Origin of the sequence: Anoxynatronum buryatiense, from assembly GCF_900182905.1 — a bacterium.
Classification (GTDB): Bacteria; Bacillota; Clostridia; order Peptostreptococcales; family Tindalliaceae; genus Anoxynatronum; species Anoxynatronum buryatiense.
Window position 1 is genome coordinate 194,410 of the sequence record NZ_FXUF01000005.1, and the last position, 16,673, is coordinate 211,082.

A 16,673-nucleotide genomic window follows, 5' to 3' on the forward strand; every position below is an offset into this window, starting at 1 on the left:
GGATTTCCCCGTTTACTCATCCGCAACGTCAATGAACACATCCACGTTAAACTGGGGTCGCAGGAATCCATCGGCATCTTCCAGGGAAATCACCACCGGCACCACTGTCTCGTTATTCACCACGACAGCTGTATCGGCAATGGTTTCCACCCTTCCATTGTAGGTGCGGGAACGGTCGGCCACAGGAATGAGGGTCACAGCAGCGCCCACCTCCACTTGGCGAATGAATTCTTCCAGCACATCTGCCTCCACCTGAAGGGTATCCAGGTCAATGAAGCGAAACAGGCGCTGGTAGGCTTCTGACCGGTCACCAGGCTTCATCTCCAGGCCTGATACCACTGCCCGGTCAAAGGGGCAGACGACCGCATTTTCTTCCAAAAATGGCAGGTTCAACCGGGCTTCCAGCCGCTTTAACCGGTTCTCCAGCAATGCCGCCTGCTCTCGGCGCACCTGGATCTGATGGGTGCCTGCCTGCTGGTTCAGCTGCAACTGTAAATTTTCCACCTGGCTTTCCCGGGAGGTGATTTCCCGCTGATACCGCTCCATTTCTTCTTTTGGAACGGCACCGGCTTCATAGAGCCGCTGCCGGTTTTCTGCATCCTCACGGGCTTCTTCCAGTTGTTTTTCCGCATGCCCCAGTTCCTGAAGCAATCGGGCTGTTTCACCGCTGACTTCTGCCGCCTGGGCGTTGATCTCTGCCCGTACCACCGCCAGCTCTCCCCGAAGGTTATCGGCTTCTTCTTCCAACCCCGCAAACGCCAGGGTCATCACCTGCTGGCCTGCAGTCACCTGCTGTCCATCCCGCACTTGAAGGGTTTGAATCCTTGCGGGAACTTCCAGCGAAACACTCATTTCGTCGGCAGCCCGCACTTTTCCAAAGGCTTCCACCTGGCGGCTGATCTCCGAAAGGTCCACTTCCTGCACCGGCTCTTCTCCGCCATTTCCACCGCAGCCCGTCAGCAGCAGCACGACTCCCAGCATCATGGCCAAACCTGTGACCCGTCTGCTTTTCCGCCGGAGATGGCTGCTACCCTTCTCCGGGAGGATGGCTTTTTCACTGCTGTCATACCCTTCTCTTTCAATCGTTACCTTCATTCTCATCCCACACCTTTCCGTCTTTCACCTGAATGATTCGATTGCCATACGCGGCAGTTTCCACTGAATGACTGACCTGTACAATGGTTTTTCCCTGCTCCCGGTTGATTTTGGACAACAGCAGCATCACTTCTTCGGTGGTGCGGCTGTCCAGGTTTCCCGTGGGTTCATCTGCCAGAATCACTTCCGGGTCGTTCATCAACGCCCGGGCAATGGCCACCCTCTGCTGCTGCCCGCCGGAAAGCTCCCGGGGGGTGTGGTCTTTTCGGTCACTCAGTTCCACCGTTTCCATGATATTTTCCAGGCGTTCCCGATGGGGTTTCACTTTTTTTCCGTCCAACAGCAATGGGAGCAGAATGTTGTCTTCCACCGTCAAATTGGGCACCAGATTGTAGAATTGAAAGACAAACCCCACCTGACGCCGCCGCATGATACTTTGTTCTTTGTCTGAAAGGCCGGAAAGAAGCGTGCCTCCCAGTCGTATGGTGCCGGCGGTGGGCTGGTCGAGCCCTCCCACCAGATAGAGCAGCGTGCTTTTACCCGAGCCGGAAGGGCCCATGATGGTGACAAACTCGCCCTGATGAATGGTGAGATTGATGTCTTTCAGCACTTCCACCGCCACTTCTCCCAGCTGATAGGTTTTATACAGTTTTTCTGTTTCAATCATGGGGGTCATCCATTTCCCTCTTTTCTATCATTTCCATTGGTTCGCATTCCCATTCCGACAACTTATTCGAATTTCCAGTTTGTCCGCTTACTTGACTTTCCAGTTTGTCCGCATAGTTGACTTTTCATACGGCTGGTGTGAAGTTCAGTTTGGTGGGGTTTATTCATATTTAATGGCTTCCACAATGTTCATCCGGGCGTTTTTCAGCGCCGGGCTGATGGAGGCCAATACCGCAATGAGAATACCTCCGATGATGGCCGCCAGAAAAAAAGTTCCGACGAAGTGAACACCGATGGGAATGCCGGCGGCATCCATAAAGGCGGGAATTCCCAAAAGCATGAGAATGCTGCCCACCACGCCCGTCACCCCGGCAATACAGCCCCCGGTGATGGCTTCGGCAAAGATCATTTTAATCACCTGCCGCCGGCTCATACCCACAGATTTCATAATAGCCAGTGAACGGCGGCGTTCCATGAAGCTGATCACGTAGTTGTTAAAAACACCAAATACGCCGATGGCCATGGCCAGCAGAGAAAATCCTTTGAGAATCACGAAAAACTGATTGTTGGATTCAGTGTTCATCTCTTCCATCATGCGGTTGGTCTGTCCCCAGACACCCCGCCGGCGAAACTTGCTGTTGATGGCTGCCAGCACCGCAGCGTCGTCAGCCCCTTCATCTACCCGTACAAAGTAGGTATCCACATAGGATCTGTTCATATCAGAGCGGAAATATTGCTGGTGAATAATGGCATTGCTGCCGTTCATCATCAGAGAGTCGTAAAATCCGATCACTTCGTATTGCCGGGGCCCGGTTGGCATCTCTAAAGTGAGCATATCGCCCACTTGCAGCTCCAGGGCCTTCTGCATCATACCAGCGGGAATAATGTACCGGCCTTCGGAAAGGCGGGCCATCAGTTCATCCCCATCGGCACCATCCAAGGGCCGAAAGGCAATATAATCACGATAGTTCACCGGGTCAATCCCCTGAAGATATCGCATGGGATAGTCGTGACTGGTCACCCGCACTTCTCCCCACTCTTCCCGGGCCGCATAGGTGGCGGCCACCCCGGGGACTGCCCGAAGGGCCTGTTCGGTACTCCGGTCTGCCCCGTTGATACTGACCATTATATCGAACTGCCAGTCTTTGTAGGCATTGAGCACTTCGACTCCCACGCTGTAACTGATGGTGTTGATCATCAGGAGTACGGTGATGCCAATGGTGAGAAGGGTGATATTGTTAAGGATGTTTTTGTTGTCCCGTAGATTTTTCACCGCCAGCAGGCCCTCGTTGCCAAAGAGCAACCCATAGAGGGGACCAAACACCAGCAGAAAAATGCGGGTCAGCAGCGGCACTGCCATGACCACACCGGTGTTGGTGGCTGCCAGCCCCAGCAGACTGGCCGGCATGGCCATGGCATAGGGCGCCAGTCGGGGCAGGGCAACGCCGGCTGCCAGCAGCAATACAGCTGCCAAAGATTTCCAGCGCCTGGGGCTGCGGTGGCTGTCCACCAGGTTCAGCACCAGCTCTTTAATGGGAATTTTGGAAACCCGGGCAATGGGAATCCAAGAACTGACCACAGCCACACCCACTGCCAGAAAAAAGGCGCGCACCAGATGTTCCGGGCCGAACTGCATGGCCACATCCATGGAACCGCTCCAGGGGTCATTGGCCAGTATGGCTGTCATGGCATAGAGAATGCCGATGCCTGCCAGATTTCCCAGAATACCGCCCAGCACCCCATAAGCCAGACTTTCTCCCAGCAGCACACCATCGGTGGTTTTCCGGGTGGCCCCAATGCTTCGAAAGGTGCCGATCACCGGCAGGCGTTCCACGGTAATCACCTTAAAGGTGGAATAGATGATAAACACACTGATGAACAGCACCATGGCTGTCATGAGAAAAAAGGGCACCACAATCATCTCCAGCATGCCGGAAAGATCTGCCTCTGAAAAGGGCGGCCGCACGTCATGCCGGGGGTAATGGCTCTGAAGCATCTCCTGTACAGTGGTGATGTCTGCCCCATCTTCGAGCACCACATAGGCCGTGCTCACACTGCCCCGGGTGCCGGTAAGGGAAGCAGCGTAATCCAGAGGAATCACCGCTGTGCGGGTTTCAGACTGGGGCGAATCCCTAAACAGCCCAGTGGGCCGGGCAATTCCCCATACTGTCAGCCGGCGCTGGGCCCCGCTGATTTCCAGCTGAATCTGATCTCCCGTTTGAAAACCATGTTGATCGGCAAATAACTGGCTTAAAATGACATGATTTCCGGCAAAAGGTCTGCCGACGGCTTTTTCTCTGAAGATGACCGGATTCATGACCTCCAGTTCTTCCAGCTGAAACCCCCGAAGATAAAGCTGAGTGGTTTCAGCAGCAGCGCCTTCGCCGCCATTGCGGGGAACTGTGTAGATACCGCCCATGGAGATTTCACCCGCTGTCAGGGCCACCCCTTCCACCCTGTCGGGAGCGATTCGAAAAAAAGAAGAAGGCGACTGTTCATTGGTATAAATCAGCAAGGCCGCTTCACCTGTCTGCATGCGCATCTGGTTGCCGTACATCACTGTCATGGTGCCGGCAATGGCACTGGATGCAAAAAAAAGTGCCGCTGAGCAGGTGACGGAGATCACGATGAGAAAGGTTCGGAACTTTTTCTCAGCAATATTTTTCAATATATATTTCAGGATAATTCCCATGACTGACACCACCTGGAAAATTCATTGGGCAAAGCCGAACACTTTATGTAGGACACTTAAAGCCGGACACTTTTAACCGCATCCGGTCATTTTTAACCGCATCCAGACTCTTTAAACTGCATATTGCACACCGCATACCTCAGGCCATCTCTTGCAGACTGGCCATTTGCTCACAAAATGACTGCACCGTCAGTCTGTTTTGCAGCACTTTGCGGCTTTCCCTGATACAATACGCGAATCTGTTTGAATTGTTTCAACTAAGATAATAAATTCGACAAAAAAACCGCAGGTGTCGTTTGAACACCTGCGGTCAGCAAGGAGAAAACAAATGAAATTGTGGCAGTCGTTACCGCTATCTTCTGCGGTTGTTGCCGCTGTTGCCCCTGGTATTGCTGTCTTGTGTTGTCTGGCTGTTAAAGCGGGTCAGAGGCAATGAGTGTGTCGCTCTTATGGAACCATCATTGGCCATGGTAACGGTGATGACTGCTGTCCCTTCACTGGCAGAGGCATTGACTGTCAACAGCCCGCTCTGGCTGATGGAAACACCGCTGACACCACTGACTGACCACACCAGCTGTTCGCTGCTGACATCGCGTCCACGGTCATCCCGAAGCACTGCGGCAAACTGGGAGTTCACGTCAACATCATATATCTGCATGCTCTGATCACCATAAATGCTGATGTTATATCCCTCATAAGGGTTCGAAACTGGAGGCTCTTCAACGACTGGTGGTTCTTCCACCACAGGAGGTTCTTCAACGACTGGTGGCTCTTCAATCACTGGTGGCTCTTCCACCACAGGCGGCTGTGGTACTGCCTGGGTTTGATAGTGGGTCAGCGGGAGATGATGCACCCCTTTGACCGTCGGGTCACTGGTCATGGCGACGGTGATCACTGCCGTGCCTTCGCTGGCATTGGATCCAACTGTCAATAATCCATTCTGAGTGATGGAAACGCCGCTGACACCATTCACTGACCAGGTGAGGGGTTGACTGGTGACATCTCTTCCTGCGCCGTCTCTCAGAACTGCTGCAAACTGAGAGTTCACATTCACATCGTAGATTTTCATGCTTTGGTCACCATAAATGGCGATGCTGTGATCGACATAGGGAGAACCCGGATCAGGCGTTTCAGTTACCGGCGGTTCTTCCACCACCGGAGGCTCTTCAACCACTGGAGGTTCTTCAACAACCGGCGGCAATTCTGCCGGAGCCGTCACTTCAAGCGATCCGATGTGGTACAGTTTATTCTGGTTGGGAACATTGGCAACAGTCAGGTTAATGGCCGGCTGGCTGGTTTTGGGATCAATGATTCCCACATGAAGCTGATAGGTGCCCGGCTCAAGCGTTTCCAATGTGTCAATGGTGGTGGTGAAGGTTTCACTGGTATCCGGGAACAGACTCCGGACGCTTTGGCTGACAGTGGATGTGGTGACAGTTTGTCCGGCAGCATTTTTCAGCTGCACCTGAATGGGCCAGTCATGATAGAAGGGGGCTGTTCCCCCATTGCGCCACTTGGTGGTAAGCTCAATGGTTTCTCCTGCTGCCAGCGAAGTATTGAAGCTGGCTTCAGTGATGGCAAATCGGTAACCCATGGTGGCCATGAGGCGATCCATGTTCTGGCTGGCCTCCGGTGACAGATTGTACCACAGCTCCAACAGCCAGGTCAGGTGGGAGTCTTTCGCCTGCTGCAGGGTGGCATTGATATTGCTGTTATTCAGGTAACGGTAGTCGCCGGTGTACAGGAACTCGGCACCGGAGGGAGCTGTTTTCCAGAAGTCCGGCATTGACGGATGACGATCGCCGGTGTAATAGTCGGTATATCCGTTTTTAATCCAGTCCAGATACCAGTCATAGGTATCCTTGGGAGATCCGAAAGCATGGTTGTGAAGACCCAGGTTGTTGTCACGGGCAACAGCTCTGGGATATCGGACACTTACATGTGTGTTTCTGAAGTATCTGGCATAGGCCTGCTCATACTGGGAAGCGACGGCCGCCTGAGGATAACGGCCCACATCGTTGGCTCCCTGGATGAAGTACGTATGCATTTCACCCCAGTGGCCCACACTGCCCATGACCATGGCGTAGGTGTTGTCGTTGTCATAGCGATTGGCCAGTGCCTGCATCACCTTGTCATGGTACTGAATGAGCAGGGGGCTGGCATAGTTGGGACTGAATCCGCCGCGATATTCCACACCGCCGCCGGGAAGATCCATGCCCCAGCGGTAAAAAGTACCCACGCCGGGAATGTTGGCGGTAAGTGCAGAAGATTTGTTGAAATCATCAATCACTTTCTGGTCGTTTTGAATGCGGTCAAGGGCTGTGTTGTATTCATTAACCTTAGCCTGGTTTCCGGCTGCCTGTGCCTCTTGCCGCAGCTGGGTGTAAGTTTGAGTGGCTTCAGCTTTCAGCTCGTTGTACAACCACATGGGAATACTCATTTGGTTCAGGCCGATGGTGTTGGAAAGACTGGGGTAGTCCATGGCAAAACCCAGCATAAGCTGGTTGTTCTTCTCGTTCACCCAGTAGTTGTAATTGTTTTTGCTTTCCACTCCTGAGAAATCGAATACACCTTTGTTTTTTTCAATTTCTGCCCAGGTATAACCGGCTACAACGATGGTACCGTCATAGTTTCGGTTTCTGTTGGTGGCAAAGGCCACCGCACCCATGAAGGGGTTGGCAACATATTCGGTGGATTCCTGGAATGTATGGGTTTCAATGAGATTTTCGTCTGGGCTATTGGATGCAAAGGACGCCATGGGCATGGACAGTAACATGACCAGTGCCAGCATGAGCATTGCGCCCCGTTGTGTCTTTCGCTTGAGTGTTGTTGACATAAAAATACACCTCCTGATTTCAAATCGATACGATTGAAAAAGAGATGTATGGCAATGTCAAGCGCCTGTTACATCATGGCAATCCGGCTGTCTTGTTTTTTCTTCACTTGCAAGACCCGTGATTTTGCGTCCCTGCCTTCCGACAGGTTTGCCTTTTTCATGATCGTACTGATTACACTTTTTATGTTAACATAATAAATCATGAGCGCAATAGGACCATTGGGTAAAATTCCCTTCACCAATTGTCCTTTCATTGCAATAGACCCAAAAAGTCAGCACCACATCTTTATTCTCCCACATAGCCTTCCGGGTTCTGCTGCTGCCAGCGCCAGGAATCCCGGCACATATCCTCCACGGTTTTTTGTGCTTTCCAGTCCAGTTCTTTTTCTGCCAGAGCAGGATCTGCATAGCAGGCATCAATATCGCCTGGCCGCCGGGGAGCCATCACATAGGGAATCGCCTGGCCTGTCGCTTTCTGAAAAGTGTTGACCAGATCCAATACACTGTAGCCGATACCCGTCCCCAGGTTATAGGCTCTGACGCCGGTGATGTGCTGCAGTTTTTCAAGGGCCTTGAGATGCCCCACTGCAAGGTCATTCACATGGATGTAATCCCGCACGCCGGTGCCGTCATGAGTGTCATAGTCGCTGCCAAAAACACTGAGCTCTTTTCGTTTGCCCACAGCCACCTGGGTGATGAAGGGCATCAGGTTGTTGGGAATGCCATTGGGATCTTCACCCATGGTGCCGCTTTCATGGGCGCCGATGGGGTTGAAGTACCGCAGCAGCACCACCTGCCACTGGGGATCGGCGGCCTGAAGATCCCTGAGAATCTCTTCGATCATCAGCTTGGTACGCCCATAGGGATTGGTGGCACTGGTGGGAAAATCCTCCGAAATGGGAACCGATGCGGGAATGCCGTAAACTGTGGCCGAAGAGCTGAACACCAGCCGCTTCACCCCGTGGCGGGCCATCACCTGGCTGAGAAGCACCGTGCCCGTCACGTTGTTATGGTAATAGCGCAGAGGCTGTTCCACCGATTCCCCCACTGCTTTCAGACCGGCAAAGTGGATGACTGCCTCCACCTGATGCGCCGCAAAAATAGCCTCCATGGCTGGTTCGTCCAGTAAATCAGCCTCGTAAAAACGGACTGTTTTACCTGTGATGGCTTCCATGCGCCGCAACACTTCCCGTTTGCTGTTGGAAAGATTATCCATCACAACCACTTCATACCCTGCCTGCAGCAGCTCGATGCAGGTATGACTGCCGATATAGCCGGTACCACCGGTCACCAAAATTGACATCAATCTTCACCTGTCTTTCTTCAATTCTTTATGATAATTCTTTATGATAACTCTTTGGCTGTGTATCTTGATTCCCTTGTTACCTTTTCATTTAGCCTTATCATTGTGATGATGATTTTAAGATAATGATGGATGCTTTCATGATACCACATACTGCCTGCATGCCTGCACTGTCTCTGTTGAAAACTCAAGACCGTTTTCACCCTGCTCTTGCACTGTTTTCCCACTCAGTTCAGCATTTTGAACATCTCTGCCAGGGCACTGCGCCGGGTCACGGTTACTTCGCCCACATAGACCAGATTGTTTCGCTGAGGCACTTCCTTTACTGTCAGGCGCACCGGTGCCTCACCGGTTTCCGGGTTGACGATGCCCACCCACAGGCCGTATGTGCCTGGCGTCAGATCCTCGGGCACCTCCAGCCGGGTTTCATGAGTCTCCACCATTTGAGGAAACAGCGTTCTCACACGCTCACTCACCACTGCTTCAGCCACCGTTTCTCCCGCAGGCGTCTGAAGACGCAGCACGATGGGCCAGTCTTCATAAAAGGGGGCCGTTCCCTCATTGCTCCAGGTGCTTTGAACCGTCAGGGTATTTCCCGCCGTCACCCGGTCGCTGTGGGCGGCCTGGCGTATCATGAACCGGTAACCGATATGGCTGAACAGCTTTTCCTGATTCACCCGGGTCTCATTGTCCATGTAGAAAAAGGCTTCATTCAGCCAGGTGAGGTGAGTATCCCGGGCCATTTGAATGGTGGCGTCAATGTAAGCATTGGTGAGAAAGCGCTGGTCACCGGTGTAGAGAAATTCTCCCCCTGAAGGCGCTGTTTTCCAGAAATCCGGCATGGCCGGATGCGTATCTCCCGTGTAATGATCCACGTATCCGTTTTCATACCAGTTTTGATGATACTGATACGTGTCCACCGCTGATCCAAAGGCATGGTTGTGGAGGCCAAAGTGATGATCCAGCACCACCTGCCGGGGGTATCGAACACTCACCAGTGTCTGTTGAAACACTTCAGCATACTTTTCTTCGTACTGGGAAGCGATTTCTTTCACCGGGTATCTTCCCGCTGCTCCCGCCTGCTGAATAAAGTGGGTGTGCATCTCCCCCCAGTGCCCCAGGCTTCCCATGACAATTGCGTAGGTTTTGTCATTGTCATAGCGTTCTGCCACTGCTTCCAGCGCCTGGTGGTGGTATGCCATGAGCAGAGGGCTGGCATAATTGGGACTGAAACCGCCCCGGTATTCCACCCCGCCATCGGGCAGGTCCATTTTCCATCGGTAGAAGGTACCCACACCTGGGATATCGGCGGTGTCGGCAAAGGTGGCGTTAAACTGACGGATCACCTGCCGGTCATTGCGAATCAGCTGAAGGGCCCTTTCCGCCTCCCGCACGTCTTCCTGGTTCCCCAGGCGCCGGGCTTCTTCCAGACGCCGGCTGTAATCTGCAGCCGCCTCTTCTTTCAGAGCTTCATACATCCACAGGGGAATATCAATGTGTGCTTCGGTAATTTCCCGGCTAAGAGTGGGATAATCCATCACCAACATGAGCATGTACTGGTTTTGATGTTCTTCAATCCAGTACCGGAAATTGTTTTGCTCCTCCACTTCACTGAAATCAATGTTTCCTTTTTCCGCTTCAATTTCCCGCCAGGTATAGCCAGCCACCACCAGCGTGCCCTCCACATAGCGGGTGCGGTATTTGGCGGGGGCCACTGCCCCCATAAAGGGGTTGGGCACATAGCGGGTGTCTTGCTGAAAAATCACCTGCCGGGTGGATTGGGCCACAGGCAGCGCCCCCTCCATTTCCTGCAGCCGGTTCATTCGGGGCATCACCAGCAGTGCGGCGACCGCCAGCGCTGCCATTACCATCACCAGTATTCGTCGAAACCCAGGTTTTTCCAACAATCGCCTGCCGTCTCCCGGTTTTACTGCAGCCGGTTGACGACGTTGCCGAAACAACACCGTTGTTTTTTCATGCAGCTCTGTTCCCGTGATGTTCATGGTGATTTCACCCCTTTGTGCCTTCCATGCTTTCTTGATACCCAAAATGACGTGAGTGGAACGTTTTAATTGAAGACCACCGATGTTGCCCGGTGCAGCTGCCTCCAGTCATACCGTTTACGGTGCCTCTTTTTTCACAGGTTTGCCCATTCCCAACCGACGCAGAATGCTTAAGCGCTCCTCAGGTGTGAGCAGCACCCAAAATATCAGGGGGAGAAACAGCAGGTTCAGCAACATCCCTTTTGTCAAAAATCCGGTCAGCACGGTACCGTCCAGCAGCCGGTTCAGCCCGTATCCAAATGCCAGGGCAATGCCTGAAACCACACCGTTTTTCAGAAAAACCACCCGGAAATGATGCATCAAATCCAGCTGCAGCAGTTTTCGGTAATAAAAGTTGGTCATGACAAAGGATCCCAAAAACAGGGTGGTGGCCGTGGCCAGGGCTGCTCCCATGGGGCCGATGCGCTGCACCAGATAGACGGTTGCAACAATGTTCACAATGGCGCTCCCCAGATAGATATAGGTGCTGATTCGGTGCCGCTTCATCACGTACAACAGTTCAACGCCTGTGCTTTGTGCCAGAATCAGCCAATAAGGAATCAGTATGGTGATGGCATAGACATAGGTCATGGGATAGCGATGACCGATCCAGAGCACGACAAAATCCCGCCCCAGCACCAAAAAGTTGACCACGGCAAAGCTCATGAGGATGGCCAGCACCCGGGAACTGCGGGTAAAGAGACTGCTGGCCCGGGCCTTGGACTCTGCCAGATCTTTCACCACGTAGTGGGCCATGAACTTGGGAAGAAATAACCCGGAGAAGGCGATGCTGTAGCGATAAAAATAATCGATGAGCCGCTGGCTGAGGGCATACTCGGCAATGACCTCCGCATTGGTGAACATGCCCAGCACAATGTTGTCGGTGTTCCAGTAGAGGGTATGGGCCACTCCTGAAAGAAACACAAAGGTGGTGTATTGAAACAGTTTGTGAAAAAGAGCCTTATCCAGATGAAAGAGCCGGATTTTCAAATGATACCGGAACACCGACACCAGGGCAAAGAGTAGATTGGCCGACTGCACCAAAATCATTTCCACCAGAAACACTGCCACGATGCCGCCGCCCAGCCGCAGAACCGTTGTAACTGTCAACAGTTTCAGCAGCGCTTTCACCGTTCCGATATTGAACAGCAGGGAGAAACGCCCCCGCCCCCGAAGATGGGACTGAAACAGGGAGGCAGGAATGTTCAGCCCTGCATTGGCCGCCGCAATGAGAAAACTGGTTTTTGCCAGGGTCAGCTCAGTGCCGGTAAAAGCAAAAATGTGCCCAAAATAATGGTATAACACCGCCACACCGCCAAGAAAAACCAGACCGGTGCCTATGTACAGAGTCAGTACAATGGAGACAATGGCCCCCTCCATCTCCTCTTTTTTTTCCTCCGCATATTTGGCCACATACCGTTCAATGGTTTTTCCCAGCCCCATGCTCATGAGTTCGGAATAAATGGTGAGGCTGATGACAAACTGATAGATGCCATAATGACTTTTTCCCACATGGGATTCCACGATGGGCACCAGAATCAATGCAGCCAGAATATTAATGAATAAGTTGGTATAGGATGACAGGGCATCCCGCCGAAGTGACTGTTCCATGTTCTTCACCTGTGCTTCCCTGTGGAATGGCTGATACGTATCATGCGAACCGCTGCCGGATCATCGACGCATAGGGTTCCCCCATGACCTCTATCTGGTGGTGCTCTCGCCCATATTTCAGTGCACCCGTCCCCAGCTGCCGCAGCGTGTCATCGTCAAGCCGGCGCAGAAAGTCTTCCATCTGCTGCATGTCATCATGGCAGCAAATTCCCAGCCCGTGGCGGGTTATGACGCCGTCGGGATCCACCTTGAGAGAGGCAATGGGAGCACCTCCCAGGCAGGCCTGTACGAAAGAATTGGGAAAGCCCTCATATTCAGAGGTGTTCACCAGTGCCCTGGCGCTGTTGTAATGCGCCTGGATTTCACGAAAAGGCACCGATGGCAAAAAAGTGAGATTGGGCAGGGATTTGGCCAGGGATGTCATTTCTGCGGCCTGGGCCAGAAATGCCGGTGGTTCCATGGGGGAAGGGGGCGGCATAATCATTTTAAAGGATAAATGAGGCAATTGCTGTGCCAGCTGCAGAAACAGCCGGGGCCGTTTCAGGGCAATACACCGGCCTACCCAGAGAATATCTTTTTTCTCCTGAAAATTGATGGCCTCCCCCGCAGGAAACCCGTTGGGCACCACCCGGCTTTCCACCTGCATGCGTTCTTTTAGAAGCCGCTGCTGCTGCACCGTTTGGGTCAGCACCTCATCGGCCCGGTACAACCCCAGGCGGTAGAGGTGATAGGTGCGCCTGCCCCCGGCAGCAGAAGGGCTGGTGAAAGCGGTGTCGTTATCGGAGGCCAGCCGGTGGATCATGTACTTGTTGCGAAATACTTTAAAAAACAAAGCAGCCCATCCCACCATGTCATTAGCCATTTCCGTCAGCATTACCTGGGCCGGACTCCGCCACAGGGTGCGCCACAGCCGGCTGTAAAAGACCAGTTTCTGTTTGGGCGTTTTCTGGTGCCAGCCAAAATACCGAATTTTTTCCAGCCGCACCCCATCCCTGAACTCCGGTTCGTCAGGCTGCCCAAAATCACCCACGTAAAATATCACTGAGAAATCAGGCTGCTGCGCCAGATACACCGCCAGATTATACTGGTCCACCTCGGCACCGCCAAAGGCGGGGGGAGCATCGGGATTAAACAGGGGATAGGCATTGGCGGATAAAAAAGCGATCTGAATTTTCTTCACACCTGATACCCCTCTCTCTTTCAAGTCATTCTCAACTGCGGCAGGCTAATCCCGCGATTCTTCCTTTAATACATCGTCTTCCCATGATCGAACCATATTGATTTTTTTAAATCGCAGATCGATATGATGAATGGTTTGATAACGCCGGAATCCATATCGCCGAATAGATTTTTCAGAAAACCGGTTCCCTTCATCCACCATGGTACTGGCTGTGTCACAACCTTTTTTCTTTCCCAGTGTCAGCAAGGCCTGCGTGGCATATTTTTGCGCCCCCCGATTGCGGTGCTGTTTAAACGTATAGCCGTCGAAGAGGAACACGTTGCCCACTTCATCCGGCACCAGGTATTCCATGGACTCATCATAGGTTTCCCGGAAAGCAAGGCAATAATACCCCAGAATCTGTTCCGCTGTGTCCATCACCACATACACCCGCTCTTTAGTCTCCTTTTTTAACCGTTCTGCCAGTTTTTCCTGTTTTTCCGGCAGAATCTCGTCCGAATACGTCTGAATCATGCACTGAAACAGCCTGTGATCCATCTCTGTCAGCTTCAATCTTTCATCGCATGTCACAGGCGCCACATGCTTCAATTTTACCCGATAAACATGAGTGCGCAGGTAAACACGACGGAGGATCCGCCGAATGATTCCAATTATTCTCTCTGTTTTAATGATGAAAACCAGCTTTCCAAATAACATAAGATTTCCTTTCTGTTCTGTTCTATTCTGATTTCAGTTCAGCCACATCTTAAAGATGCAAAATAACCGGCCCTGCCATGTCAGAGGATAGTAAAATTCATACTCCTTTAAGATCTCCCCATGGAACCCTTCCTTATAATGGTTCACCTGCTGCCACGAAAGATCACCATCGGCAGGCAGCAGCCCCCCCAGGTCATAGAGGTGTTTGCCCTTTTCTTTCCAGTAAAGCATGCACCGATAATCCACTGTTTTGCTCACAGCAGAAATCAACTGAATGCGGTGTGCCTCTGTTTCATTCAACCGCTCTGTGAATCCAAAATATGGAAGCACTTTTTCAGTGTCTTCAATCAGGATACGCTGCAACAGAAGCCGGTCTTCATACCATGCTGTTACCATACCAATGCGGTGATGGGCCAGCAACTGGTACACCCGCCGGCGCTCTGAAGGTTCAAATCCCTTCATACGGGTAAAGTCATCGTATTTCTCCAGGAAACTGTCCACCTGCATTTTCGTCGGTGATTCTTCAATTTCTATGACAAGGGATTCATCCCGGAGCATCCGTCGGATGGCCTTGCGGGTGCTGTCACGAAAAGAATGCAGCAATGCCTCTTCATCACGGTTTAAGTCAATGACTGCAGTGGCGTACTCCCGGGCACCGGGATACGACTGGCGGCAGAAAAAATAATACACCACATCATACCCAGGATCCCTGCGCTTGATTTCCGGGGCATAGTACACATCTTTGATGCGCACAAAACCCTTCAACCGATCTCCCACTTCAAACATGGCTGTCTGCTCCTTTTTAAGGTATTCTTCATTGAAATATCAGAATGATGCCCTGCATGTCACCATTTATCGGCTGTCCCATTATTCAGCTGTTCAGCCTGTCTGAAGAAATTTCTTCCGGTGCACTACCCGATGCCTCCCCTGTGCGCCTTTGCCCAGCAGAAGATTCGGCCCTGCAGGGTGAGGGGGTGCATGAAATGATATTCTTTCACCGGCTTACCGCCAAATCCCAGTTTATATTGGTTCACACTGGCACAGACAGGCTGCCCGTTTTCTGTGACGAGTCCGCAAAAGTCAAAAATACGCATGCCTTTACGCCTGAAATGAAGCATGGCCTGAAAATCCAGCATTCGGTGAGAATCACAGATCAGCTGGAGCTTCTCCTTATCCACCGGGTCAAAGAGACGGGCGGTGCAGCCGCAGTAGACCACCACCCGGTCTTCATCTTCAATGTAGACATACTGACATAACACCTCTTCCCGAACCAGCGCCTTGATAATCACCAGCCGCTGCATCAGCAGCAGTTCATCCAGCAGCCGGCGGGAACAGGCCTGGATGTGTTTAATGGAGGCAAAATGGTTATAGTAGGCAGAAAACCGGTTAAGTTCTTCTGCATCAGGACTGTCAAGGATTCGAATTTCCAAATCTTCAAAAGACGTCATTTTGCGGATGGATTTTCGAGTCTGGTAGTTGAATGAATGGAACAGACTGTCTTCATCACACGTCAGATCAATGTGCAGGGTGCAAAATTCCCGGGCATTGTTGCCCGGCTCACGACAGTGAAAATAATAGACTGCGTCATGCCCGCCGGTGGGAGGCTGCACCTCCGGCGCGTAGTAGATGTCTTCCAGTCGAATAAACCCCAGTTTTTGACGCTGATTGACTGCAAACATGTTCCCACCACCTCTCCAACATCTGTTCAGGAGGCAGTCGCTTCTGCCTCCCGGTACCGGCTCATTACCCGATGCCTCCCTGCAGTGCCTTCAACCGGCAAAACAACCGGCCCTTCAGTGTCACTGGCTGCATGAAATGATATTCAGTGGCAATCTCGCCTCCAAATCCAAGTTTGTAGTGATCCACATTGCCTGCTTCCGGGTTTTCCGGATCAAGGGTCAGGCCGCAAAAATCGTAGTGGGCCTTCCCTTTATCCCGGGTATACAGCATGCACTGGTAATCCAGTGCCCGGTTCATTTTGCCAATAAGACTGACTTTTTCAATATCCTCTTCAACGGAAAAACGGGTGTTGTACCCATAATAGGCTACTATTTTCCTGTCTGTTTCAACCAGCAGGAACTGGCACAGGATTTCATCTGCCAGTCTGGCAGTGGCCAGCGCCAGTCGTTCTTCGTCTGCCAGCAGGTGTAACAGTTCCTGGTTGCAGGGCTGAATGCCCTTTTGGGATGCAAACTGGTCATAGGCTGACACGAAGGCCTCCAATTTTTCGCCCCCGCTTTGTTGGAGGCTGCTGAGCGCCTTCACCTCCAGGGAGATGCACGGATTCTCCATGGCCCGCCGAATGGCGTTTCGAGTACTTTTTCGGAAGGAAGCCAGCAGGGCTTCCGGCTCCTGGGAAACATCGATGAGGAGGGTGTGAAATGGTTTGGACCCCGGCCCTGGAATTTCGCAATGATAATAGTAAATCACGTCGATGACCGGTGACGGCGGCTGGAGCGCAGAGGCATAGTAGATGTCCTTGATGCGGATGAGTCCCAGTTTGGTCCGATGGTTGATTGCAAACACAGCATTAGCCTCCTGATCTTGGATGA

At 52.2% G+C, this 16,673-nt stretch carries 12 protein-coding genes and 1 riboswitch; all 12 genes read right to left on the minus strand.

Translation table 11 applies throughout. From position 1 onward, the window contains the following. Positions 1-12 precede the first annotated feature (12 nt). Complete coding sequence (locus tag QOL74_RS08790; RefSeq protein WP_283409087.1) at positions 13-1,095, minus strand: HlyD family secretion protein; 1,083 nt, start codon at positions 1,093-1,095, stop codon at positions 13-15. Then, a complete protein-coding gene (locus tag QOL74_RS08795) occupies positions 1,079-1,771 on the minus strand; it encodes an ABC transporter ATP-binding protein (protein ID WP_283409088.1) in 693 nt (230 codons plus the stop codon). Before QOL74_RS08795 ends, QOL74_RS08790 begins: the two co-directional genes overlap by 17 nt. Positions 1,772-1,921: 150 nt before the next feature. Beyond that, entirely contained in the window at positions 1,922-4,453 is a 2,532-nt protein-coding gene (locus tag QOL74_RS08800) for an ABC transporter permease (protein ID WP_283409089.1), read from the minus strand. Positions 4,454-4,805: 352 nt separating this feature from the next. Next, a complete protein-coding gene (locus QOL74_RS08805; RefSeq protein WP_283409090.1) occupies positions 4,806-7,289 on the minus strand; it encodes a DUF4832 domain-containing protein in 2,484 nt (827 codons plus the stop codon). A gap of 74 nt (positions 7,290-7,363) precedes the next feature. Continuing rightward, positions 7,364-7,452: riboswitch (cyclic di-GMP riboswitch) on the minus strand. Positions 7,453-7,575: 123 nt separating this feature from the next. Next, the gene (galE, locus tag QOL74_RS08810) at positions 7,576-8,592 is read right to left on the minus strand and encodes a UDP-glucose 4-epimerase GalE (RefSeq protein WP_283409091.1); all 1,017 of its coding nucleotides are present in this window, start codon (positions 8,590-8,592) and stop codon (positions 7,576-7,578) included. Between the two features lie 227 nt (positions 8,593-8,819). After that, a complete protein-coding gene (locus QOL74_RS08815) occupies positions 8,820-10,595 on the minus strand; it encodes a DUF4832 domain-containing protein (protein WP_283409092.1) in 1,776 nt (591 codons plus the stop codon). A 117-nt stretch (positions 10,596-10,712) separates the two neighbouring features. Continuing rightward, complete coding sequence (locus QOL74_RS08820) at positions 10,713-12,245, minus strand: oligosaccharide flippase family protein (RefSeq protein WP_283409093.1); 1,533 nt, start codon at positions 12,243-12,245, stop codon at positions 10,713-10,715. Between the two features lie 40 nt (positions 12,246-12,285). Continuing rightward, positions 12,286-13,425 (minus strand): glycosyltransferase family 4 protein, encoded by a 1,140-nt coding sequence (locus QOL74_RS08825; protein WP_283409094.1) that lies wholly within the window; start codon positions 13,423-13,425, stop codon positions 12,286-12,288. A 45-nt stretch (positions 13,426-13,470) separates the two neighbouring features. Continuing rightward, positions 13,471-14,121 (minus strand): GNAT family N-acetyltransferase, encoded by a 651-nt coding sequence (locus QOL74_RS08830; RefSeq protein WP_283409095.1) that lies wholly within the window; start codon positions 14,119-14,121, stop codon positions 13,471-13,473. A gap of 33 nt (positions 14,122-14,154) precedes the next feature. Beyond that, entirely contained in the window at positions 14,155-14,907 is a 753-nt protein-coding gene (locus QOL74_RS08835; protein ID WP_283409096.1) for a hypothetical protein, read from the minus strand. A 125-nt stretch (positions 14,908-15,032) separates the two neighbouring features. Continuing rightward, complete coding sequence (locus QOL74_RS08840) at positions 15,033-15,800, minus strand: hypothetical protein (RefSeq protein ID WP_283409097.1); 768 nt, start codon at positions 15,798-15,800, stop codon at positions 15,033-15,035. 64 nt (positions 15,801-15,864) lie between these two features. Continuing rightward, on the minus strand, positions 15,865-16,647 hold the full coding sequence (locus QOL74_RS08845) for a GNAT family N-acetyltransferase (RefSeq protein WP_283409098.1): 783 nt from the start codon (positions 16,645-16,647) through the stop codon (positions 15,865-15,867). Positions 16,648-16,673 lie beyond the last annotated feature (26 nt).

Bases quoted from the DNA above. Each gene is read 5' to 3' on its own strand.
- QOL74_RS08790 (WP_283409087.1), bottom strand. From the start codon at position 1,095: ATGAAGGTAACGATTGAAAGAGAAGGGTATGACAGCAGTGAAAAAGCC.
- QOL74_RS08795 (WP_283409088.1), bottom strand. From the start codon at position 1,771: ATGACCCCCATGATTGAAACAGAAAAACTGTATAAAACCTATCAGCTG.
- QOL74_RS08800 (WP_283409089.1), bottom strand. From the start codon at position 4,453: ATGGGAATTATCCTGAAATATATATTGAAAAATATTGCTGAGAAAAAG.
- QOL74_RS08805 (WP_283409090.1), bottom strand. From the start codon at position 7,289: ATGTCAACAACACTCAAGCGAAAGACACAACGGGGCGCAATGCTCATG.
- galE (WP_283409091.1), bottom strand. From the start codon at position 8,592: ATGTCAATTTTGGTGACCGGTGGTACCGGCTATATCGGCAGTCATACC.
- QOL74_RS08815 (WP_283409092.1), bottom strand. From the start codon at position 10,595: ATGAACATCACGGGAACAGAGCTGCATGAAAAAACAACGGTGTTGTTT.
- QOL74_RS08820 (WP_283409093.1), bottom strand. From the start codon at position 12,245: ATGGAACAGTCACTTCGGCGGGATGCCCTGTCATCCTATACCAACTTA.
- QOL74_RS08830 (WP_283409095.1), bottom strand. From the start codon at position 14,121: ATGTTATTTGGAAAGCTGGTTTTCATCATTAAAACAGAGAGAATAATT.
- QOL74_RS08835 (WP_283409096.1), bottom strand. From the start codon at position 14,907: ATGTTTGAAGTGGGAGATCGGTTGAAGGGTTTTGTGCGCATCAAAGAT.
- QOL74_RS08840 (WP_283409097.1), bottom strand. From the start codon at position 15,800: ATGTTTGCAGTCAATCAGCGTCAAAAACTGGGGTTTATTCGACTGGAA.